Annotated in this window: 25 protein-coding genes; 16 read left to right on the forward strand and 9 right to left on the reverse strand. The window is 36.2% G+C overall.

Annotated elements, in window-relative coordinates:
- Together B176_RS0113270 and B176_RS0113275 are read left to right on the forward strand one after the other, a co-directional pair.
- Positions 1-1,428 carry an MBOAT family O-acyltransferase gene (locus B176_RS0113270; protein ID WP_017259309.1) on the forward strand — a complete coding sequence of 476 codons (1,428 nt, stop codon included), beginning with the start codon at positions 1-3 and terminating at the stop codon, positions 1,426-1,428.
- Positions 1,429-1,430: 2 nt separating this feature from the next.
- Positions 1,431-2,378: a hypothetical protein gene (locus tag B176_RS0113275; RefSeq protein WP_017259310.1), complete on the forward strand. Its 948-nt coding sequence runs from the start codon at positions 1,431-1,433 to the stop codon at positions 2,376-2,378.
- 190 nt (positions 2,379-2,568) lie between these two features.
- Here B176_RS0113275 and B176_RS0113280 read toward each other — a convergent pair whose 3' ends face one another.
- The 3 genes from B176_RS0113280 to ribD are packed head-to-tail and all read right to left on the reverse strand — an operon-like array spanning position 2,569 to position 5,076.
- The gene (locus B176_RS0113280) at positions 2,569-3,183 is read right to left on the reverse strand and encodes an IMPACT family protein (protein ID WP_017259311.1); all 615 of its coding nucleotides are present in this window, start codon (positions 3,181-3,183) and stop codon (positions 2,569-2,571) included.
- Complete coding sequence (locus tag B176_RS0113285; protein ID WP_017259312.1) at positions 3,173-4,030, reverse strand: DMT family transporter; 858 nt, start codon at positions 4,028-4,030, stop codon at positions 3,173-3,175. The genes B176_RS0113280 and B176_RS0113285 overlap by 11 nt, the downstream gene beginning before the upstream one ends.
- Positions 4,030-5,076 (reverse strand): bifunctional diaminohydroxyphosphoribosylaminopyrimidine deaminase/5-amino-6-(5-phosphoribosylamino)uracil reductase RibD, encoded by a 1,047-nt coding sequence (gene ribD, locus B176_RS0113290; protein ID WP_017259313.1) that lies wholly within the window; start codon positions 5,074-5,076, stop codon positions 4,030-4,032. Before ribD ends, B176_RS0113285 begins: the two co-directional genes overlap by 1 nt.
- Positions 5,077-5,124: 48 nt before the next feature.
- Here ribD and prmC point away from each other — a divergent pair, with 48 nt between their 5' ends.
- From prmC to B176_RS21185, 3 genes are all read left to right on the forward strand, one after another.
- On the forward strand, positions 5,125-6,015 hold the full coding sequence (gene prmC / locus B176_RS0113295) for a peptide chain release factor N(5)-glutamine methyltransferase (RefSeq protein WP_085997935.1): 891 nt from the start codon (positions 5,125-5,127) through the stop codon (positions 6,013-6,015).
- A 103-nt stretch (positions 6,016-6,118) separates the two neighbouring features.
- Positions 6,119-6,562 carry a DUF6934 family protein gene (locus tag B176_RS0113300; RefSeq protein ID WP_026063337.1) on the forward strand — a complete coding sequence of 148 codons (444 nt, stop codon included), beginning with the start codon at positions 6,119-6,121 and terminating at the stop codon, positions 6,560-6,562.
- Positions 6,563-6,580: 18 nt separating this feature from the next.
- Complete coding sequence (locus B176_RS21185) at positions 6,581-6,742, forward strand: hypothetical protein (RefSeq protein WP_017259316.1); 162 nt, start codon at positions 6,581-6,583, stop codon at positions 6,740-6,742.
- A gap of 24 nt (positions 6,743-6,766) precedes the next feature.
- Here the strand turns inward: B176_RS21185 and xerD are convergent, their stop codons facing one another.
- Positions 6,767-7,666 carry a site-specific tyrosine recombinase XerD gene (gene xerD, locus B176_RS0113310; RefSeq protein ID WP_026063338.1) on the reverse strand — a complete coding sequence of 300 codons (900 nt, stop codon included), beginning with the start codon at positions 7,664-7,666 and terminating at the stop codon, positions 6,767-6,769.
- A gap of 36 nt (positions 7,667-7,702) precedes the next feature.
- On the opposite strand from xerD, the gene aroQ reads away from it, so the two are divergent.
- The gene (gene aroQ / locus B176_RS0113315; RefSeq protein WP_017259318.1) at positions 7,703-8,116 is read left to right on the forward strand and encodes a type II 3-dehydroquinate dehydratase; all 414 of its coding nucleotides are present in this window, start codon (positions 7,703-7,705) and stop codon (positions 8,114-8,116) included.
- Here aroQ and B176_RS21440 read toward each other — a convergent pair.
- The 4 genes from B176_RS21440 to B176_RS0113330 are packed head-to-tail and all read right to left on the reverse strand — an operon-like array spanning position 8,086 to position 11,155.
- Positions 8,086-8,337: a hypothetical protein gene (locus tag B176_RS21440; RefSeq protein ID WP_237739831.1), complete on the reverse strand. Its 252-nt coding sequence runs from the start codon at positions 8,335-8,337 to the stop codon at positions 8,086-8,088. The two genes, aroQ and B176_RS21440, sit on opposite strands and share 31 nt — an antisense overlap.
- A 20-nt stretch (positions 8,338-8,357) precedes the next feature.
- Positions 8,358-9,257, reverse strand: a complete 900-nt coding sequence (locus B176_RS19585; RefSeq protein WP_237739832.1) for an MFS transporter — start codon at positions 9,255-9,257, stop codon at positions 8,358-8,360.
- Between the two features lie 3 nt (positions 9,258-9,260).
- A complete protein-coding gene (locus B176_RS0113325; protein WP_017259319.1) occupies positions 9,261-10,280 on the reverse strand; it encodes a glycosyltransferase family 2 protein in 1,020 nt (339 codons plus the stop codon).
- Positions 10,280-11,155, reverse strand: a complete 876-nt coding sequence (locus B176_RS0113330; protein ID WP_017259320.1) for a lysophospholipid acyltransferase family protein — start codon at positions 11,153-11,155, stop codon at positions 10,280-10,282. Before B176_RS0113330 ends, B176_RS0113325 begins: the two co-directional genes overlap by 1 nt.
- A gap of 42 nt (positions 11,156-11,197) precedes the next feature.
- On the opposite strand from B176_RS0113330, the gene B176_RS0113335 reads away from it, so the two are divergent.
- The 4 genes from B176_RS0113335 (at position 11,198) to B176_RS0113350 (ending at position 15,664) form a co-directional block, all read left to right on the forward strand.
- The gene (locus B176_RS0113335) at positions 11,198-11,809 is read left to right on the forward strand and encodes a WbqC family protein (RefSeq protein WP_017259321.1); all 612 of its coding nucleotides are present in this window, start codon (positions 11,198-11,200) and stop codon (positions 11,807-11,809) included.
- A 3-nt stretch (positions 11,810-11,812) separates the two neighbouring features.
- Positions 11,813-12,958, forward strand: a complete 1,146-nt coding sequence (gene corA / locus B176_RS0113340; protein ID WP_017259322.1) for a magnesium/cobalt transporter CorA — start codon at positions 11,813-11,815, stop codon at positions 12,956-12,958.
- Between the two features lie 226 nt (positions 12,959-13,184).
- A complete protein-coding gene (rpsA, locus tag B176_RS0113345) occupies positions 13,185-15,131 on the forward strand; it encodes a 30S ribosomal protein S1 (protein WP_017259323.1) in 1,947 nt (648 codons plus the stop codon).
- A 110-nt stretch (positions 15,132-15,241) separates the two neighbouring features.
- Positions 15,242-15,664, forward strand: coding sequence for a cupin domain-containing protein (locus B176_RS0113350; protein WP_026063339.1), 423 nt, complete (start codon positions 15,242-15,244; stop codon positions 15,662-15,664).
- A gap of 56 nt (positions 15,665-15,720) precedes the next feature.
- On the opposite strand, the gene B176_RS19590 is transcribed toward B176_RS0113350, so the two are convergent.
- Positions 15,721-16,416, reverse strand: coding sequence for an NUDIX hydrolase (locus B176_RS19590; RefSeq protein ID WP_017259325.1), 696 nt, complete (start codon positions 16,414-16,416; stop codon positions 15,721-15,723).
- A 124-nt stretch (positions 16,417-16,540) separates the two neighbouring features.
- On the opposite strand from B176_RS19590, the gene pfkA reads away from it, so the two are divergent.
- The 6 genes from pfkA (at position 16,541) to B176_RS20655 (ending at position 21,410) form a co-directional block, all read left to right on the forward strand.
- Positions 16,541-17,521, forward strand: coding sequence for a 6-phosphofructokinase (gene pfkA, locus B176_RS0113365; protein ID WP_017259326.1), 981 nt, complete (start codon positions 16,541-16,543; stop codon positions 17,519-17,521).
- A 3-nt stretch (positions 17,522-17,524) separates the two neighbouring features.
- Complete coding sequence (locus B176_RS0113370; protein WP_017259327.1) at positions 17,525-18,373, forward strand: hypothetical protein; 849 nt, start codon at positions 17,525-17,527, stop codon at positions 18,371-18,373.
- 4 nt (positions 18,374-18,377) lie between these two features.
- A complete protein-coding gene (gene gap / locus B176_RS0113375; protein ID WP_017259328.1) occupies positions 18,378-19,376 on the forward strand; it encodes a type I glyceraldehyde-3-phosphate dehydrogenase in 999 nt (332 codons plus the stop codon).
- 261 nt (positions 19,377-19,637) lie between these two features.
- A complete protein-coding gene (purU, locus tag B176_RS0113380) occupies positions 19,638-20,465 on the forward strand; it encodes a formyltetrahydrofolate deformylase (RefSeq protein WP_026063340.1) in 828 nt (275 codons plus the stop codon).
- Positions 20,466-20,940: 475 nt separating this feature from the next.
- On the forward strand, positions 20,941-21,135 hold the full coding sequence (locus B176_RS0113385; RefSeq protein ID WP_017259331.1) for a hypothetical protein: 195 nt from the start codon (positions 20,941-20,943) through the stop codon (positions 21,133-21,135).
- A gap of 26 nt (positions 21,136-21,161) precedes the next feature.
- Positions 21,162-21,410, forward strand: coding sequence for an outer membrane beta-barrel protein (locus B176_RS20655; RefSeq protein ID WP_237739845.1), 249 nt, complete (start codon positions 21,162-21,164; stop codon positions 21,408-21,410).
- Positions 21,411-21,605 lie beyond the last annotated feature (195 nt).

The raw sequence follows: 21,605 nt of genomic DNA on the forward strand, positions 1-21,605 counted from the left end.
ATGTTATTTAATTCCATCTCATTTGCATTTTTCTATGTAATAGTTACCTTACTCTATTATATTTTTCCGCATAAAAACAGATGGTTTTTATTATTAGCTGCCAGTTGCTATTTCTACATGGCCTTTGTGCCAATCTACATTCTTATCCTTGCCTTCACTATTGTAATCGACTATATAGCGGGCATCTATATTGAGAAAGCACAAGGCAAACAGCGAAAATTATTACTGATTATTAGCTTAATCGCCAATATTGGGGTGTTAGCCGTTTTTAAATATTACAATTTCATCAACGATAACATCACGTTTTTGGCAGAAGGCCTAAATCTGCACAACAACATTCCGTATTTAAAGATGCTATTGCCTATTGGTTTGTCTTTTCACACTTTCCAAGCAATGAGCTATACCATTGAGGTTTATCGGGGAAACCAAAAAGCAGAACGACATTTTGGAATTTACAGTTTATATGTGATGTTTTACCCACAATTGGTTGCCGGACCAATTGAACGACCACAGAATATTTTGGCTCAAATGCATGCCAAACATGAATTCAGCTATGTTAACATGGTCGAAGGATTTAAGCAGATGGCTTGGGGCTTTTTCAAAAAACTGGTAGTTGCAGATCGGCTTTCTATCTATGTAGATACCGTGTTCCCAAATCCAGAGCTACATAATGGCAGCACCGTAGTAATTAGCGCAGTCTTTTTTGCCATTCAAATTTATTGCGATTTTTCGGGTTATTCGGATATCGCTATTGGCGCCGCCAGGACTATGGGGTTTAATTTAATGACCAACTTTAGAATTCCTTATTTTTCAACAACCATATCGGAGTTTTGGAGCAAATGGCACATCTCTCTTTCCACTTGGTTCAGAGATTATCTTTACATTCCCCTGGGGGGCAGTAGAGTATCAATTCAAAGAACATATTTAAACCTCTTTATTGTTTTTATGATAAGTGGTTTGTGGCATGGCGCAAGTTGGAACTTTATTATCTGGGGCTTTTTACACGGTGTCTATCAGGTTGTTGGTTTGGTATTAAAACCCTTATTCTCTAGATTCGAGTCGCACTTAAATAGCCTAATTCTTAATTTTTGGTTTTTTATCAAAGGCTTGGGTGTATTTTGTTTAGTTACTTTTGCATGGATTTTCTTTAGGGCAAATACCATACATGATGCTTTTTTAATGATTAAAAATCTCCGCTCGTTTGGTGAAAGACCATTTTTAGGAAACGGTATTAACCAATTTGGACATTGTTTAATTGCAATTGCAATGTTGTTTACTATTGAATATTTTATGGCGTTTAAACCTCAGGTGAAACTATTTAGTAACCCCAACAGTTTTGTTCGCTGGGCTTCTATAGTAGGTTTACTGTTTATAATCCTGATTTTTGGTGTATTTAACGGAGGCCAGTTTATTTATTTCCAGTTTTAACCATGTTGAACAGAAACGTAATCTCTTTTTTTAAAAAATTAATTCTGTTCGCAGTGATAATTTTTGCAGTGGATTGGGTTTTAGGTTTGGCACTAGAAAAACTCTATTTCAGTCTAAAAAAAGGGCAATTTGCTCAAAATACTTATGCCTTAGATGAGGCTTCTCCAGATATTTTAGTTTTTGGAAGTTCGAGAGCGCAACACCACTATTCTTCTAAAATACTAAGTGAAAATTTAGGTTATAGCATTTACAATGCCGGGCGTGACGGGCAGTTTTTACCTTATTATTGCGCCGTACAAGCTGTCATTTTAGAACGTAAAACACCTAAAATCATTATTTTAGATGTTAATATTTGGGAGTTGGGACCAAACGAACAAAAGTATATGAAACTGGCGCAACTACTCCCCTACGTGGCAGAACATCCTGTTTTAAGGAATTACACCGCCAAAATCAGCAAATTCGAAAACCTTAAACTCATCAGTAAAACCTACCCATATAATTCAACACTGCTTATTTCTGTTTACGATCATTTATTGACCAATACAGAACCAGAAGATGATAGAGGCTACTTTCCATTGGTTGGCGAGGTGAGTGAAAAAATGTTCAATAAATATCAAACGGAAAAGAAAACGTACGATGAAAAACGAGCAACCCAAGATATTGAAATAGACCAACAGGCCGTGGCTTATTACCATCAGTTTTTGAAGAAAACTAAGGATTTAAACATAAAGACCTACGTGGTAATTTCGCCAACTGTACTTAAAGAGCCAAATACCGAAGAAAAGTCTCTTTTAGAAAGTATCGCGAAGAAATACAGCAACGTTAAGTTTTTGGATTTTGCTACTGACAGTACTTATAACAACCATTACCAGCTATTTGCTGATGAATTTCACTTGAACGATAAAGGGGCAGAAAAATTTTCTAAGGAATTAGCCGAGTTAATTAAGTAATGGTGATAACCAACCTCATTTCGACGATAGGAGAAATCTACAAGTTACGGAGGGTGAACTTTTCTTAAAGCACAGACGGTAAACTCAGTCTTGTGCAAGGAACATAGGGATTTCTCCTTTGCCCTTACGCACAAGTTCCCATCGCTCGTCGAAATGACGTGGTTTAAATCATAAATACTTGTAATTTCTGCTAAGAAGTATAGAGATATTGAATTTTAGCATCTTCTATTTCTGCTAGCCTTGGGATGGCTTTATTAACTGAAGATTGGTTAACTGCTAATTTGAGCTCACAGTTAAGGTCGAATTTCTGATCAAAAACCTCTAAATCCTCTTCCTTAATCAGCTTCATCACATCGTTCATCTGTAAGTATTGGAATTCAATACGATAAATGTCCTGAACAGTTTTTGTGATAATTTCTGCTTGAGCAAGCGCATCTTCTGTTGCCATTTTATAGGCGTTAATCAATCCGGGAACACCCAACAAAGTGCCCCCAAAATAACGAACCACAATCACCAAAACATTGGTTACATCTTTAGATAAAAGTGTATTTAAGATTGGTCTACCTGCTGTTCCAGAAGGTTCTCCGTCATCGCTTATTCTAAAAATGGTTCTGTCTGGCGTTAATCGGTAAGCGAAACAATAGTGCCTAGCTTTGGGGTGTTCATTCCTTAAAAGTTCAAGTATTTCTTTAAGCTTTATTTCGTTTTTAAAGGGATAGGCATAGGCTAAAAACTTGCTCCCTTTTTCCCTAAAAACGCCTTGAGATTTGTTTAATATGGTTTGGTAAGTATCGTTAAACAACATCAGCCAAGTTTAAAATAATAATTGCCACGAGTGCCAATATAAAACCGATGATATTTAATTTAGTCAATTTTTCTTTGAATAATAAAATCCCGACCAAAGAACCTAGAAAGATAACACCGATATCTAGCGAAGAAAAAACAACGGACGGGCGGTGACTTTCTAGATTTAGGGCTTTGATGTAAAAATAAATAGAACCGAAGTTAAAAAAGCCCAACACTACTCCTGCTAAAGCAGCTTTAGTTTGAAACTTTAGCATACCTTTCTGGTACTGATACAGTAACGATGAAAAACCAAAGAACGTGGCAATCACAAAGATGTAAAACAACGAACCTGTAAAACTTATAAACTGAAGTTTGGTTAGCAAATTGAATAAAATATCCAATACGCCAGTACCTAAAAAAACAATTATTGGGTACCAAGTTGTGGACTGCTGCAAATCCGTTTTTCCATTTGGTTTAGATGCATATAAAGCCAAGAAACCAATAACCAAACCGAGCAATTTGAGGGTTGTAGTAGTCTCGGAGAATATTAAGAATGCCGAAAGAACCGGAATTACCAAAGAAAGCCGTTGCGCAATAGCCGTTAAAACAATTCCGCTGGTAGCTATACTTTTTCCGATAAAGTAGAAAATGGAAAGCAGTAAACCGGCAACAATGGCAAACAAAGCCCATTCATTTAAAGTCGGAGCTATGCTTAAATCTGGCTTAAAACCAAAATAACACAACAGTGCTGCGGTTGGATAATTAAAAACAATAGCTTGATAAGCATTGGTATCGTAACGCTTAAACAGCTTAAAGTTAATACTCACGATTACGCTACAAATAACCGCGATAACTATGTAAATCATTATTTTAAAGGCTTAATAATGTGTAATTGATTTGATCCAATTGTGGTGCTTTCTACGGTTTTTCCCTTAATTAGCGGTGCTTTAATTCCCTCACCCCAAAACTCTGAAGCGGTAAATACACGGGCTTCATCCCACAGATTAACGTCGATAAAAGTCTGTAAAGTTTTTGCACCTCCTTCTATGATCAACGATTGTACGTCTTGCAAATAAAGCTGATACAGAATATACTGAGGAAGGAAATGGTCAAAATCCTCTATTTCTACGTAATAGGTATTTCCCTCAATTGCTGTTTTCTTTTGATTAAAAACAAACGTTTTAATACTTTTATCAAACAAATGATGGCTTGCTGGCAGTTCCAGGTTTTTATCAACCACGGCTCGTAACGGATTTCTACCATCAACCAACCTCACATTTAATTGTGGATTATCTGCTAAAGCAGTCCTTTTACCTACCAAAACACAATCCTCCTCACTCCGCCATTGATGTACCAACTGTTTGGCAAAATCGTTGCTTATCCAACGTTGTGTTCCATCTGTTGGCGAAAAGAAACCATCTTGGGTTTGTGCCCACTTTAAAATAATATAAGGCCGCTGTTTTTGAACTTTGGTGAAAAATCGTTGATTAAGTTCCAAACATTCCCGTTCTAAAACGCCCACTGTCACAATTATCCCTGCTTGTTTTAAACGCTCCACTCCTTTTCCGTTCACGCTTCCAAAAGGATCTAGACAACCAATTACAACGTTCGGGATTTTGTGTTTGATTATTAAATCTGCACATGGAGGTGTTTTCCCGAAATGCGCACAAGGCTCAAGCGTTACGTATATCGTGGCTTTTTGTAGTAATTCTTCTGCATTACTAAAGTTGGCGAGCACTTGGTTTACGGCATTTACTTCTGCATGGGCTTCTCCATATTTTTGATGATAACCTTCGCCAATGATCAATCCGTCATGCACAATTACTGCCCCAACCATTGGGTTCGGACTTACGCTTCCCAAACCTAACTTTGCCAGTTCTAAAGCTCGCTTAATATATTTCTCGTGTTGCACAACACAAAGTTAACAATCTACCTCACGTAGCTTTGCTTCTGCGTTAAAATGATGGAAATTTTACCCGTGTTGATACAGATTGATTTAATAACTTTGATTTCGATGGAATATAAACAGAAATTCAAAACTGAATTAGCCACACTTTACAGAGATGGAGAGCTAGACATCCTATTTAAACTGTTAATCGCTGATCTCAAAAAACAAGAATTCAATCAAGTTTTAACAGATGGTATTGCTTTAGGTGCTGATGATGAAGTTCTCTTTTACAATGCCATCAATCAGCTGAAAGCCTTAAAACCCATCCAACATATTTTAGGCAAAACAGATTTTTACGGGTTACAGTTTTGGGTAAGTCCGCAAGTACTCATTCCTCGGCCAGAAACCGAAGAACTTGTTCACCTCATCCTATCAGAACAAAAAAATAAAACTGTTAATATTTTAGACGTAGGAACAGGGAGTGGTTGCATCGCAATTAGTTTAAAACACCATTTACCAAAGGCGGATGTAAGCGCTTTGGATTTGAGTTTAGATGCCTTAGCTATTGCGAAAAAGAATGCAGAAAAGCACAAAACCAACATTACTTTCTTTAACGATGATGCTTTGAATCTGGCTGAAAGCAGTTATCCCAATTATGATGTAATTGTAAGCAACCCGCCATATATCGCTCTGAAAGAAAAGGCGGATATGGAAGATTTGGTTTTAAATAACGAACCTCATCTGGCGCTTTTTGTAGCAGATCATGAAGCGCTGATTTTCTATGATAAAATCAGTGATTTTGCGTTGAGCAATTTAAAGACCGGGGGAACCTTATATTTCGAGATTAACCAAAACCTGGCTTATGAAACCAAAGGGTTAATTGAACAAAAAGGCTTTGAAGTAGCGCTGTTTAAAGATTTGAACGATAATTTCAGGATGATTAAAGCTCAACTCCGTGGATGAAAAGCTTGAATAGGCTGTTTTAATCCACCATATTTACGTACAAATTACAGTTAGTAAAATAAAAAAATCGTACTTTAGTTCTCGAATCTTATTTGGCTTCTAGATTAAATTACCCAAGTATCCATTAGCATCAAGCGATAAAATGATGACGTTTGAATTTGTTAGTGAAAGCAATAAAAACGTGATCCCAAAGTTAGTAAGATACCAAGAAACAAATCTTAAAGGTTTATATAATTTAGCTTTCGGCGACAAGAATTTCCAAACGGGAGAAATTGACGATAAAGCAATATCCAATAACGGTGACAGCGAAAAAGTTTTAGCAACGGTTGTTGCAACTGTATATGCATTCACAGACAAGTATCCTAAATCGTGGATATATGCTACAGGAAGCACAAAAGCGAGAACTCGATTATACAGAATGGGCATATCAAAATACTTGAAGGAAATACAATCTGATTTTGAGATTTTAGGTGAAACCGCAAGTGAATGGAAAGAATTCGAGATTGGCAAGGAATATGACGGCTTTTTGGTCAGAAGGAAAATTTAATATTTTTATACCTCACTCATGAAAATAACGGAAGAATTAAAAGAACGTAAAACACCTATAGTAAAAGTTGACAAGTCTTTAAACAAGCTCGATTCAAAAATTCAGTTTCCAGAGAAACTTGAAAAGGCAAATCAGATGCTTAAGAAAATTGGACTCCCAAAACAGTGGACTACTAAGTAAGCAGAACTAATTCTACTGAAAACCTCAACTCCGCGGATGAAAAGCTTGAATGGTCTGCTTTAAAAAATCCCGATCTAAATGGGTGTAAATTTCTGTTGTGGTAATACTTTCATGTCCCAACATTTCCTGAACTGCTCTTAAGTCTGCACCACCCTCTATCAAATGTGTAGCAAAAGAATGCCTAAAAGTGTGCGGACTAATGTCTTTTTGCAAACCAATTTTTAGCGCTAAATCTTTAATCAAAGTAAAAACACTTGTTCGGCTAAGCTTGGTTCCTCGCCGGTTTAAAAAAATAAAATCTTCATTTCCTTTAACAATATCCAGTTTGTTTCTAACCGTGTCTCTATAAATTTCGATATTCTTAATTGCAGTAGATCCTATGGGCACCAATCGTTCCTTGTTTCCCTTTCCGGTGATCTTGATAAACTCATCTTCTGGGAAAAAGTTAGATAATCTTAAACCGATAAGCTCACTTACGCGAAGTCCACAGCTGTACAGTGTTTCCAGCATTGCTTTATTGCGGGTGTTTTCTGGCTTACTTAAATCTAAAGCACCAATCAGCTCTTCAATTTCTAAAACTGTTAATACATCTGGAAGTTTACGGATGGTTTTTGGGGCTTCAATCAGCTCGGCAGGACTTTGTTTCAAAAAATCCTCCATCACTAAATATTTATAGAAAGCCTTAACACCGCTAATCAATCTGGCTTGGGTGGTTGCTAACATTCCCAAATTATTTATCCAAACCAACATATCTTTTAAATCTTTGGTTTGCACCTGTAAGGGCATCAATGGCTTATCATTAGCCTCTAAATACTGACATACTTTATCAATATCATGCAGATAAGCATCAACAGAATGTTTAGCTAAAGAACGCTCGAGTTTTAGGTAGTTTTTAAACCCTTTTTTTGCTATTTGCCAATCCACTTTTTGTTTTAAAAATTTAATGATAAGTTTGAGCGCATGAAGATACAAATTATCAACGGTCCGAATTTGAATTTACTTGGGAAACGTGAACCAGGAATTTACGGCAATGAAGGTTTTGAAAGCTTTTTCGAAAGTTTAAAAACAATGTTTCCAGAGGTTGAACTTAGCTATTTTCAAAGTAATGTTGAGGGCGAAATCATCAATAAACTTCATGAAGTTGGATTTTTATTTGATGGCGTGGTAATGAACGCAGGTGCTTATACACATACCTCTGTAGCTATTGCCGATGCCATTGCAGGTATCAAAACTCCAGTTGTGGAAGTGCATATTTCTAACGTTTATAATCGCGAAGAATTCCGTCACAAAAGTATGATGGCCAAAAACTGTAAAGGAATTATAACTGGTTTCGGACTAAAATCTTACGAGCTAGCGATACGTTCTTTTTTATAAGTAAAAAGATAAATAACAAAACCCGAAGCTGCCATTATTGCAGATGCAATGCAAATTGCGCCCCAACCTTTATTGTCCCATAATGCCAAACCAATTGCCGAACCCATAGCAGCTCCGATAAAACTCATGGTCATCAAAACAGTATTCAACCTATTACGGGCGGAAGCATCTAGTGCGTATACCCTGGTTTGATTACTCACATGCACTGCTTGTTGCCCCATTTCTAACAAGATAATTCCCGCTATAAAAAAGCCGAGCTGTGTACTAAAAAGTAAAATACCACTTGTGCGATAAAAAGTAAGGCTAAGCCATAGCCCACGGCAATTCTCGGATTACCATTATCGCCCAGTTTCCCTACCAAAGGTGCTGTTAAGGCTCCAGCAACCCCTACCAATCCAAATAAACCAATTTGATCGCTTTTAAAATCGTACGGATTATTGGCCAATAGCAAAACCATATTGGTCCAAAAGCTTCCAAAGATCATGAATACAAAAAAGTTAATGGCAGAAGCTTCTCTTAAAACCGGTTCTTGCTTAACTAAGGACGTAATGGAGCCCATCAGCTTTTTATAATTGCCGTTAAAATTCGGAAAGCTCTGGGGGAAGCGTAATTGCATTAAAAGAATAATGGCAATACAAATTACTGCTGCAATGTAAAACATCACTCGCCAACCATAAATCTCACCAATAAAACCACTTAAAGTACGTGATGCTAAAATGCCTACCAGCAAACCGCTCATAATAATTCCCACTACTTTTCCCCGTTGCGCTGGCGCAGCTAAGTGAGCAGATAGCGGTAAAATAAGTTGGGGTACACAAGAACTAAAGCCAATCAAAAAGCAGGCTACCTCTAAAATGATAAAACTTTTGGCTGTTGCTGCCATAAGGAGTGCCAGCACCGCCAGAACAGTGGTAAATACAATCTGCTTTTTACGCTCGAACATATCGCCCAAAGGTACCAGAAACAACAGGCCAACGGCATAACCTGCCTGTGTAAGGTAAGATGTATGCCCCGCTTGTGCAGCGCTGATGTTGAATTCTTTGGCTATTAAGACAATTAATGGCTGGCAGTAATAAATATTAGCCACGATAAAAGCCGTGGCAATGGCCATAATTAGTGTATCGGATTTATTTAAAGTCAATGCTTATTTTCTTAATCTATTGAATGTTTTATTGTTAAGGACAAAGTAATCCCAAACAATGCTATTTTTATACAAACCAGTGGTGTTTGGCTTTTCAGAAATATCCTTATTAAACGATATCTTATCAGAAAAAAAGCTTAGGATTACATTCCTGTGTGCTTTTGATATCGCCATTGCGTTCTTAAACTTCCCAGCAAATAAAAACTTGATCAGCGCCAGAAAATCTAAACAAAACCTAAAAGGTATCACCCAAAAAGCTTTGCTAGGCTTTAGGTTTTTGCGAATGAGGTAGTAGTTGTTACGAAAGTTAAGATAAGTTTTATGCGGGCTTTCCACAGCTAAGGTTCCACCGCCAACATGCCAAACGGTTGATTTGGCGCAATACATCACCTTGTATCCCAAATTTTTAACCCGCCAGCACAAATCAATTTCTTCCATATGGGCAAAAAAGTTTGCATCTAAGCCATTTACTCTTTTCCAAATTGCCGATTTAATAAACAGCGCACATCCAGATGCCCAAAAAATCTCGCAATCATCATTATACTGATTGTTATCTTTTTCAACAGCACCAAAAATTCTTCCTCTACAAAAAGGATACATCAACACATCCAAAAAACCACCAGCGGCTCCAGCGTATTCAAATTCTTTTCTATTGATTATTGATTTTATTTTAGGCTGTGCGATAGCAATATTGTCATCGCTTTCCATCAAATCTATTACCGGTTTTATCCAATTATAGTGTACCTCTACATCAGAATTTAAAAGCACAAAATAATCTGCTTCTACTTGTTCTAGAACTTTATTATAACCTTCTGCAAAACCATAATTAGCATCGTTTTGGATAACTTTTACCAAAGGAAAGTTTTCTTTAAGGTAGGCAATAGAATCATCGGTAGAGTAGTTATCGCCAACCACGACCTGCAGATTATAGTAGGATGAATTGAAAACAGACGGTAAAAATTGCTCTAAGAACATTTTACCATTCCAATTTAAAATAACGACTGCTACGCTTGGTCCTTTCATTAAAATTCTGGTTTATACTTCCAACGCTTGTGCGACCAAAGCCAAAAAGTAGGTTCTGTATTTATCCTATCCTCTAAAATCTCCACATGCTTATGTGTAATTTCTAACTCTTTGGTTTCCGATGGTTTATCGCAAACCAGCTTAAAATCACAATGGTAATATCCCCTTTTAACCCTCGAAATATCACAAAATACAACAGGATAATTTGTGCTTTTCGCAATTTTCTCTAAACCTAAAAAAATAGGCGTTGGTTGATTTAAAAAATTCACATATTCCTTTACCTCAACTTTAGCAGGGGTTTGGTCGGCGGCAAAAACAGTAACCGTTAGTTCGTTTTTGTGTTTGATAATCTCCCGCATGGCCAAACTCATTTTAATCATTTTAGTACCGCTTTTTTCTCTAATTCTGGTAAAAAAACTATTAAAAAACTCATCACTTAAGGGTTTATAAATAATTAAAGTTTTCGCTTTTACCAATAAGGGCGTTACTACGGTACTCCATTCCCAATTTCCGTAATGCCCTACTGCAAATAAATAGCTTTGGTTTTTAGCCTCGTATTTTTCTATTAATTCAATATTAGAGGTAGTATACCTGTTTCTCAAATATTGTGGAGATGCCGAAACCATTTTAATAATCTCAAATATCAAATCGGTTAAATAACTAAAGTATTTTTTCTCTATTATCTTTATTTCAGCTAGGGTTTTATCTGGAAAAGAATTCTGCAAATTTTCTCGAACAACCCCTTTACGATACTTAATTACATAATATAAAAGGTAAAAAAGCACATCGGAAAACAAATACAAAATAGATAAAGGCAATAGCGATAAAGCGTATAAAAAAAATACGATTACTTTAGAAAGCCCTTTATTTATCATTAATTTCGTTCAATATTTAATTGCAAACATAAAAAATTAGAAATGGAAAAAGGCGCAGTCTTTCCTTTGTTTTATCTTCCAAGTGTAGAATTTTTTAAAAATCTACAAAACCATAAAGAAAACACCATCATCATTGAAAAACACGAAAACTACCCTAAACAAACAAACAGGAACCGCACCGTTATTGCTGGCCCAAATGGCAAGTTAAGTCTTACTGTACCTGTTCAAAAAGGAAGCAATAACCATACAGCATTTAAAGATATTAAAATCAGTAATGAAGATAATTGGCAACGTATTCACTGGCTTAGTTTAGAAACAAGCTATAGAAGCTCATCTTATTTTGAGTTCTATGAAGATGTTTTCCATCCTTTCTATCATAAAAAGTACAATTTTTTATTTGATTATAACGTGGAGCTTCTGGAGGTAATTTTAAAAGCTATTAAACTCCCAATAAAATATCAGTTTACTGAGGTTTATAAAAAAGAACACGAAAACTTGACTGATCTACGACGATCTTTAAACTGGAAAACAGCTTCAGATTATAAAAACAAACCGTATTTTCAAGTTTTTGAAGATAAATACGGCTATCAAAAAAATTTAAGTATTGTAGATTTATTATTTAACCAAGGCCCGCAAGCGTCAAAATTCTTTTAAAGAATGATTAAACTTCCTTTAAAAAACATCCATTTACCACGAATTAATGTGGTTAGGCGCAAAAGAACGGGTAGTCCGGGGCAAGTTCCAGGAAGTTTTTTGATTAAAGAAACCGCTTTACCTAGCAAGATTTATGTGTTTTCTTACAAAGAAGAGCTCTTAGAAGAGTTAGAGACCAATAACATCGCTGAAGCGGTTGCTTTTACCGAAAAACGCCCAGAATATCTCCATTGGATTGATATTGAAGGACTTGGAACGCAAGAAGTATTGGATTTTATCCAAAAAAAATATAATGTAAACACTTTGGTGATGGAGGATGTGGTAAATACGCACCAACGTCCAAAAAACGAGGATTATGGCAATTACAATTTTGTGGTAAGCCGGATGCTAGAGCTCGACAAAGGTTTGCAACTTAACAATGAGCAACTTTCTTTTTTATTATTTGAGAAATTACTTATCAGTTTTCAGGAAGATTATGACGATATACTTGACCCGGTTAGAAATCGGCTCAGGAAAAATGCAGGGGGCAACATCCGGAAATTGGGTCCATCTTATATGCTTTACGCTATTATGGACACCGTAATTGATCATTATTTCACCATAGTAAACCGACTGGGCGATGAACTTGAAACGGTAGAAGATCATCTTTATCAAAAACCCAGAAAACAGCTGATGTTTAGGATACAAGGCGTAAAAAAGCTAATGATTGCGATGCGAAGAGCATCATGGCCCGAACGCGATAAGCTGAACGATCTGATTCGCTCGCCCAATCCTTTGGTTAATGAAGAGACACGTGTTTACCTTAGAGATGCCTACGATCACAGCATACAGATTATCGACTTAATTGAAAGTATGCGAGAAACTTCTACCAGTTTGCTAGATATCTACCTCTCGTTAATCAGTAATAAAATGAATGAGGTGATGAAAACTTTAACCATTATCTCGGCGGTTTTTATCCCAATCACCTTTATAGCTGGTGTTTACGGGATGAACTTCGCCTACCAAGACCCGAAAACCGGTGCAATATTACAGCATAACATGCCCGAACTTTACATACATAACGGTTATGTATATGTTCTGATTTTAATGGGTTTAATTGCCATTGGACAGATCTGGTATTTTGCTAAAAAGGGATGGTTTAGGGATTAAGCTTGAAAATAGATTTATTTTTTCGCTCTCTTGGGTTAGATATATTTAAAGAGTGAGAATAACCACGCAAATCCCTAACCACCTAACCATCTAAAGCCTACCCAACTAAAAAATGCCAACTAAAAACCTCATTTCCAATTAATACACAACAAAAAGCTTTTTATTCAAAATATATATTTATACCTTTGCAATCCGCAAAAGCGGGAAAAAGGAGACAAATTAATTAATGGCAAAAAAACAAGTAGCAGAGAAGGAGTTAGAAGCTAAACAAGCAGAACTTCAAGACACTGAGAAAAAAGTAAAAGAGGTATTTGAATCAGAAGCTGATTCTATATCTATCGACGACATTAAGTCAAAGTCGAAAGTAGCTGACCCTGAGGATTTTGATTGGGATGCAGACGAAAAAATGTTCGGTAATTACAGTAAAGCTGAACGTGAAAAAATGGAAGAAATGTACTCAGGTACTTTCAACTCTGTTACAAAAGGAGAAATCGTTTCTGGTGTTGTTGTAACTATCAACAGTAAAGACGTAGTATTAAACATCGGATTTAAATCTGATGGTTTAGTAGCTGTAAACGAATTCCGTGATATGCCAGACCTTAAAAAAGGTGACAGCGTTGATGTTTTCGTTGAACAAAGAGAAGATGAAAATGGACAATTGGTTTTATCTCGTAAAAGAGCAAAAACACAGCGTTCATGGGAAATGATTAATGAAGCCTTAGAAAATGACACAATCATTAACGGTTTTGTAAAGAGCAGAACTAAAGGTGGATTAATTGTAGATATTATTGGTGTTGAAGCTTTCCTTCCAGGATCTCAAATCGACATTAAGCCAATTAGAGATTACGATGTTTACGTTGGTAAAACAATGGAATTCAAAGTTGTTAAAATCAACCACGAATTCAAAAACGTAGTAGTATCACATAAAGTTCTTATCGAGGACGATTTAGAAAGCCAAAAGGTTGAAATCGTTTCTAAATTAGAAAAAGGACAAGTATTAGAAGGAACTGTTAAAAACATTACTGATTTCGGTGTATTTATCGATTTAGGTGGAGTTGATGGTTTATTACACATCACTGATATTTCTTGGGGACGTATTGAGCATCCAAGAGAAGTATTATCTTTAGATGAGAAAGTTAACGTTGTTGTTCTTGACTTTGATGACGAGAAAAAACGTATTGCTTTAGGTCTAAAACAACTTTCTGCTCATCCTTGGGAATCTTTAGATACTAATTTAGCGATTGGTTCTAACGTAAAAGGTAAAATCGTTACTGTTGCAGATTACGGTGCTTTCTTAGAAATCATCCCTGGAGTAGAAGGATTGATCCACGTATCTGAAATGTCATGGTCTCAAAACTTGCGTAACCCACAAGAGTTTATGAAAACTGGCGACGAAGTTAACGCTGTAGTTTTAACTTTAGACAGAGACGACCGTAAGATGTCTTTAGGTATTAAGCAATTAACACCAGATCCTTGGGAGAAGGCAGCTGCAAGCTACCCTATCGGAAGCAAGCACAAAGCTACTGTTAAGAACATGACTAACTTTGGTGTGTTTGTTGAGATTGAAGAAGGAATTGATGGTTTAATCCATATTTCTGATCTTTCTTGGTCTAAAAAAGTAAACCACCCTAACGAGTTTACTAAAGTTGGCGAAGAGTTAGACGTTGTAGTTTTAGAATTAGACGTTGAAAACCGCAAGCTAAGCTTAGGTCACAAGCAATTAGAAGAAAACCCATGGGAAACTTTTGAAACAATCTTCACTTTGGATTCTATCCACGAAGGTACAGTTACTAAAGTAACCGATAAAGGTGCAATTATTGCTTTACCTTACGGTGTTGAAGGATTTGTTCCAACAAAACACTTAGCTAAGCAAGACGGTACTGTATTAAAAGCAGAAGAAACTGCTGACTTTAAAATCATTGAATTCAACAAAGACTCTAAGCGTATTGTAGTTTCTCATGCTCGTATTTGGGAAGAAGCAAAAGCGGAAGAAGTTGCTGAAGAAAGAGCATCTAAGAAAAAAGATGCTAGTGCTGCAAGTGCATCAGTGAAAAAAGTGAAGGATTCTGTAGAGAAATCTACTTTAGGAGACTTAGACGTATTATCTCAACTTAAAGATAAGTTAGAAGGTGATGCTAAAAAAGCCGCTAAGAAAAAAGAAGACGCTAAATAAGTTTAACTTATTTTAGAAATACAAAGAGCAGGTAATTATTTACCTGCTCTTTTTTTATGCTTAATATTTTAAAAATAACCCGATATTTCCCACACCAAAACTTAAATGTAATGAAGATAATTTCTATAGCTGTGCTCATGTTTATGTGTACACTTACTGTGTTTGCACAGGACGATAATCACACTGACAAAATACAAGTAACTAAACTTGCAGAAAGTACCCGGAGCTGGAACGGAGATCAGCTTCCGCCCTACTCAACCGGCCAACCTAAGGTAACCATTCTAAAGATCACAATCCCCGTACATGCAAAATTAGATCTGCATAAACATTTGGCAATCAATGCCGGAATATTAACAAAGGGCGTTCTTACCGTACGCGATGATAAGGGAAACGTTTTAGAACTTACAGCAGGCGACACCATCATTGAACTGGTAAACACCTATCACTACGGAGAAAACAAAGGCAGTGAACCTGCAGAAATTATTGTTTTTTATGCGGGAACAGAAGGGAAAGCAATCACCGTTAAGAAATAAGGTTCAACTGAAGGGATGGATTCTCCTAACCTTACCTATGTTCGGTTCAAAAAATGCTATTTAGTAAAAGAAAGCTCCTTATGAAAGTTTTTGGCAAATTTACGTTTATCAAACTTATAAAGCTTTGCCGCCCGATATGATACGCCTTTCTGCTTTTCATCCAACTCCTTTAAAATATCATACGATAGCATTTTTTTACGGAAGTTTCGTTTATCTAACTTCTTATTTAAAATAACCTCGTATAAATTCTGCAATTGAGTTAGGGTAAACTTTTCTGGCAAAAGCTCAAAAGCAATAGGCTGATAGCTTATCTTATTGCGTATTTTCTCAAAACCTTTTCTAAAAATACGGCTGTGGTCAAACGCCAACTCAGGGATATCCTTTACATTAACCCACACCGCTTGTCTGGCAAAGTCACTAACTGGCTTCACATCTTTTTGCCCGGTCAATCTAATCATGGCGTAATATGCAACTGTAATCACACGCCCTTGTGGGTGCCTTCCTAAAGCACCAAAGGTGTAAAATTGCTCCATATAAATACCCTTTAACCCGGTTGATTCATATAAAATACGCTGAGCCGCACTTTCAATAGCTTCTGTTTTTTCAACAAAATAGCCTGGCAATGCAAACCAACCCCTAAAAGGATCTTCGTTTCTTTCTATCAATAGAATCTTGAGTTCGCCCTCATCAAAGCCGAATATGATACAATCTACGGTAAAAAGCGAATCAAAATGTGCTGGTAAGTTTTCCACTTTATAAAGCTATAATTTAAATGCAATTTAATGCAAAGTTGAAAAAAAAAATTGACAAAAAGTTCCTTAGTGTAATAAATACACCTTATATTAGTAAATCCAAATTTCGAGCCACATTTAGTATATGTCAAAAATAAAAAAGATAGCTGTTTTTACCTCAGGAGGAGATGCACCAGGAATGAACCCTTGCATTAGAGCTGTAGTAAGAACAAGCAAATATTTAGGTCTTGAGGTTGCGGGCATAAACCAGGGGTACCAGGGAATGATCGACAATAATATTGTTGACATGGACCACCATTCTGTGAGTAATATTCTTCAATTAGGAGGCACAATATTAAAAACCGCCCGTTGTTTAGACTTTAAGACCCCAGAAGGAAGAAAATTAGCTTACGATAATCTACAAAAAAACAATATCGATGGATTGGTTGCAATAGGTGGAGACGGAACTTTTAACGGTATAGAGCTTTTTTCAAGAGAATATGATGTTAAAGTTATCGGCGTACCCGGCACCATTGATAATGATTTGTACGGCTCTGATTATACTTTAGGCTTTGATACAGCCACAAACACAGTTATTGAGGCAATTGATAAAATCAGAGATACAGCAGAATCTCATGCCCGCCTGTTCTTTGTTGAAGTAATGGGAAGAGACGCCGGATGCTTAGCATTAAGAGCAGGAATTGCAGCCGGAGCCGAAGCCATTATGTTACCAGAAAAAGACACCAGTATTGAAGAATTAATTGAAACACTAAAGGCAGGTGCTGCAAAAAACAAATCTTCTGCAATTGTTATTGTATCAGAAGGAGACAAAAGCGGAGGCGCTTTCAACGTAGCAAAAAAGGTGAAAGAAGTTTTCAATTTTTACGACACAAAAGTAACTATCTTAGGTCACCTACAAAGAGGTGGCAGTCCAAGTGCCTTTGATCGTGTTTTAGGAAGCAGAATGGGTTTTGCAGCGGTAAAAGCGCTGGTTGCGGGCGAATCCAGAAAAACAGTAGGGTTAAGAGGAAACCAAATCGTTTTAACAGACATCAAAGAAGCTTTATGCGGACATGAGTTTAAGTTAGAAGAAGATTTATTAGAAATGTCAGTAGTATTAGCATAGTTAATGATTGCAATTGTTTATAGCGGTTCCAGGTATTCAAATTGGAGATTAGTCGATAAAAAAGAAGTGATAGAGGTACGTACAAACGGCATCAATCCCTTTTTTAACGATGAGAAATTCATCAATCAGCTATTAAACAAAAACACAAAACTCATTAACAATGCAGAAGCAATAAAGAAAATTTATTTTTTTGGTGCAGGTGCTTCATCTAAAGAACGTAAAGAGATCATTAAAAAAGGCTTAAGCGATTTCTTTAAATTCAGCAAAGTTTATGTAGAGCATGATTTGGATGCCGCTGCAAAAGCAAGTTGCGATGATAAACCAGGTATTGTTTGTGTAATTGGGAGCGGATCTAACATTGCATTGTTCGATGGTAAAAAAATAATCGAAAACAATTACGGCTTAGGTTATGCCATTGCAGATGAAGGTTCTGCTACATGGATGGGAAAAACCATCCTAAAAGCTTACCTAAGCGAAACCATGCCAATCGAAATAAGAGCAGCATTTGATAAAAAATACGACTTGGACAGGCGCTTGATTATGGACAAAATCTATAAACTACAGCATCCAAACCTATTTTTGAATTCATTTACCAGCTTTTTAATAGAAAACAGAACATCACCATACATACAAAATGTAATAAAAGATGGATTTAGGATTTTTATAGACACCTATCTAATCCCACTCCGTCAAAAACACGACAGCAACCTTCCCATATATTTCGTTGGAACAGTAGCTGCATTTTTTCAAGACTTTTTAAGAGAAGTTGCCGAAGAAAAACAAATAAAGATACGCTCCGTTATTAAAGAGCCTATCTATAATTTATTAAATTATTACGCAAATAAAAATTAACAAAATGAAAATTGGAATTAACGGCTTTGGCCGTATCGGAAGATTAGCTTTTAGAGCTGCAGTAAAAAGAAGTGATATAGAAGTAGTAGGAATAAATGATTTAGTGGAGCCAGATTATATGGCGTACATGTTAAAATACGATTCTACACATGGTATTTTTGACGGAACAGTAGAAGTTAAAGACGGGCATTTAGTAGTAAACGGTAAAACCATCCGTGTAACTGCAGAAAGAGATCCAGCAAATCTTAAATGGGATGAAGTTGGTGCAGAATACATCATCGAATCTACAGGTTTATTTTTAACACAAGAAACTGCTCAAAAACACATCGATGCTGGTGCTAAAAAAGTAGTAATGAGTGCGCCTGCTAAAGATGACACCCCTACTTTTGTAATGGGCGTAAACCACAAAACATTAAAAGCAGATCAAAATATAGTTTCTAACGCATCTTGTACTACAAATTGCTTAGCGCCTATCACTAAAGTATTAATGGATAACTTTGGTATTATCGAAGGCTTAATGACTACAGTACACGCAACAACTGCAACTCAAAAAACAGTTGATGGTCCGTCTGCAAAAGACTGGAGAGGTGGACGTGGTGCTTCTCAGAACATCATTCCTTCTTCTACAGGTGCTGCAAAAGCGGTAGGCTTGGTTATCCCAGCAATTAAAGGAAAATTAACCGGTATGGCCTTCCGTGTACCAACTCCAGATGTTTCTGTAGTTGATTTAACCGTACGTTTAGAAAAACCAGCTACTTACGAGCAAATCAAAAAAGCAATGAAAGATGCTTCTGAAGGTGAGTTAAAAGGTATTTTAGGCTATACTGAAGATCAAGTTGTTTCTAACGATTTCTTAGGAGATCCACGTACTTCTATCTTTGATGCTGGTGCTGGTATCGCATTGAATGATAACTTTGTTAAAGTTGTAGCTTGGTACGATAACGAGTGGGGTTATTCAAACAAAATCATCGATTTATTACAACACATGTCAACAGTAAAGTAATAAACTGTAATTAATTTATAAAAAGGTTGTCTTCATAATATGGAGGCAACTTTTTTTATGAGCGTTTTTTGGGCATTTTAACACGCTTTTCCGTTATATCTTTTTTTGTCATCCTGAGCCGGAATCGAAGGACAAAAAAAGGATGTCACTCCAATCGTTAATGCGGTAAATTAGGGTTAAAGAATGGACTACGCCCTAGCATAACAAACCTCCAAGTCTTAAATAAATAATATATTAGCAAAAATATTAAAAACAACAGCTTTGGTAATTGTAATACATTGTACAGATGAGGTAGGTTTAGTTGCCACAATTTCATCTGTTTTAGCAAATGCAGGATATAACATCATTTCAATGCGAGAGCATGTAGACGTTGATGAAAATAAATTTTTCGCCAGATTAGTAGTCAACAGTATTTTAAATCCTGTTGAAATCGAAAAACAACTACTTTCCGTATTGCCAAAAAATGCTTTGGTTAAAGTTAATCCACAGCCAGAAAAAAGCATTGTGGTATTGGTAACCAAAGAATACCATTGCTTAACAGATATTTTAACGCGTAACCATTTTAAAACTCTAGGTGCTCATGTAAGCTGTGTAATCGGTAATCATCCCGATTTAGAAAATATTACCCAACGTTTTCAAATTCCTTTCAAACTGGTTTCTCACGAAAACAAAACCAAAGAACAATTTGAAACAGAATTGCAGGACCTGATTAAACCTTATAACCCCGATTATCTGGTTTTAGCCAAGTTTATGCGCATCCTCTCTCCTACTTTCATTCGTAGTTTTCCTTTACAAATTATCAATATCCATCATTCTTTTTTACCAGCTTTCATTGGTGCTAGTCCGTATAAACAGGCTTATAAAAGAGGCGTTAAAATTATTGGTGCAACCGCTCATTTTGTCACCAATGATTTGGACGAAGGTCCAATCATCACCCAAAAAATTACTCCTGTAAACCATAGTTTTAGTTTGCAAGATTTAATTAAGGCAGGCCGAGAGAACGAAACATCTGCCTTAGCGAAAGCGATGCAACTTGTTTTTGAGGATCGGGTTTTTGTTTATAGCAACAAAACGGTTGTTTTTGAGTGATAAAGCGAGTTGATTCTTTAATAAAAAGGATGAAGGCCCCAAAATGTAAAGTTTAATTAATTATTGAGAAGCAAATTTTATGGCGATGCTAAGTCCACAAAACGATTGCTGATAATGGAATTAAAAAAAGCAAAACTACAGAATTTGAGTCTGCTATTAAAAGCAGACTTGAAAAAACATATTGCTGGTATATAATGTTGATAAGACAAAAGTACAGTTCAGAACAGTTTAACAAAGAGATGGGTTTAGCGCTAAATTCAAGTGTAATCCTCAATTAAACCTATGCTCGCCCGCAAAACGCATAAACCTTAAAAGGTTACGTAATTCCAAACTCAAAAAAAGCTTACGGCAAGGGCAATAGCAAAAAAAACACTAAACCAGCAAAGTCAGAATCCTGCCCGAAATGCCAATCAACAGGCCAAATGAGTTTCTTTTTAGCTATCTTGTTGTGTCAAAGATTTACACACAATTTAATATGCGAACGACAATAGTACTGACCACAATTTTGCAATTTTTAATACTTTCTATCTCAAATGCACAAACTGGTGTAGCAATTTATGGACTCATAAAAGATAAAAACACCAAAACAGCTTTACCCTACGTAAATGTCGTTTTGAAAACAGAAACAGACAACTCTTTTGTAACTGGAACGGTTTCGACGCACAGCTGACGGCTATTTATTTAGCACCAGACATTATTCCGCAAGGGAAAATAAAATCAAGATTTTCATTAGACCTTGGGCTTAAAAAAGCAATTCAAAAAGGAAAAGGCGAACTATTTTGTAACGCTACAGATTTGCTAAACACCATGATTATCAAAAAAGAAATTAACGGACAAGGTTTTAATTATACAAGTAACGATTATTACGAAACCCAAGTAGTAAGACTTGGTTATAGTCATAAATTTAAAAAAAACAGACACAAACGCTTGAAGGCAATTGAGTAGACGACTCTGCTAGCGTATCTGGCAGAGTCTACCTCTCTCACACCGCCCAATGCATTCTTTTCTCTTCTTCGTCCTTTCGAGGCTGACGGATAGAGATTCAACTATAATTTTGCAGTTTCACAAGCGAACAACCATTAAGCAAAAAAAACAGTTGCCTTCAAATAGAAAACAACTGTTTAAAATTATCACTGTTCA

The organism is Pedobacter arcticus A12 (assembly GCF_000302595.1).
Lineage (GTDB): Bacteria > Bacteroidota > Bacteroidia > Sphingobacteriales > Sphingobacteriaceae > Pseudopedobacter > Pseudopedobacter arcticus.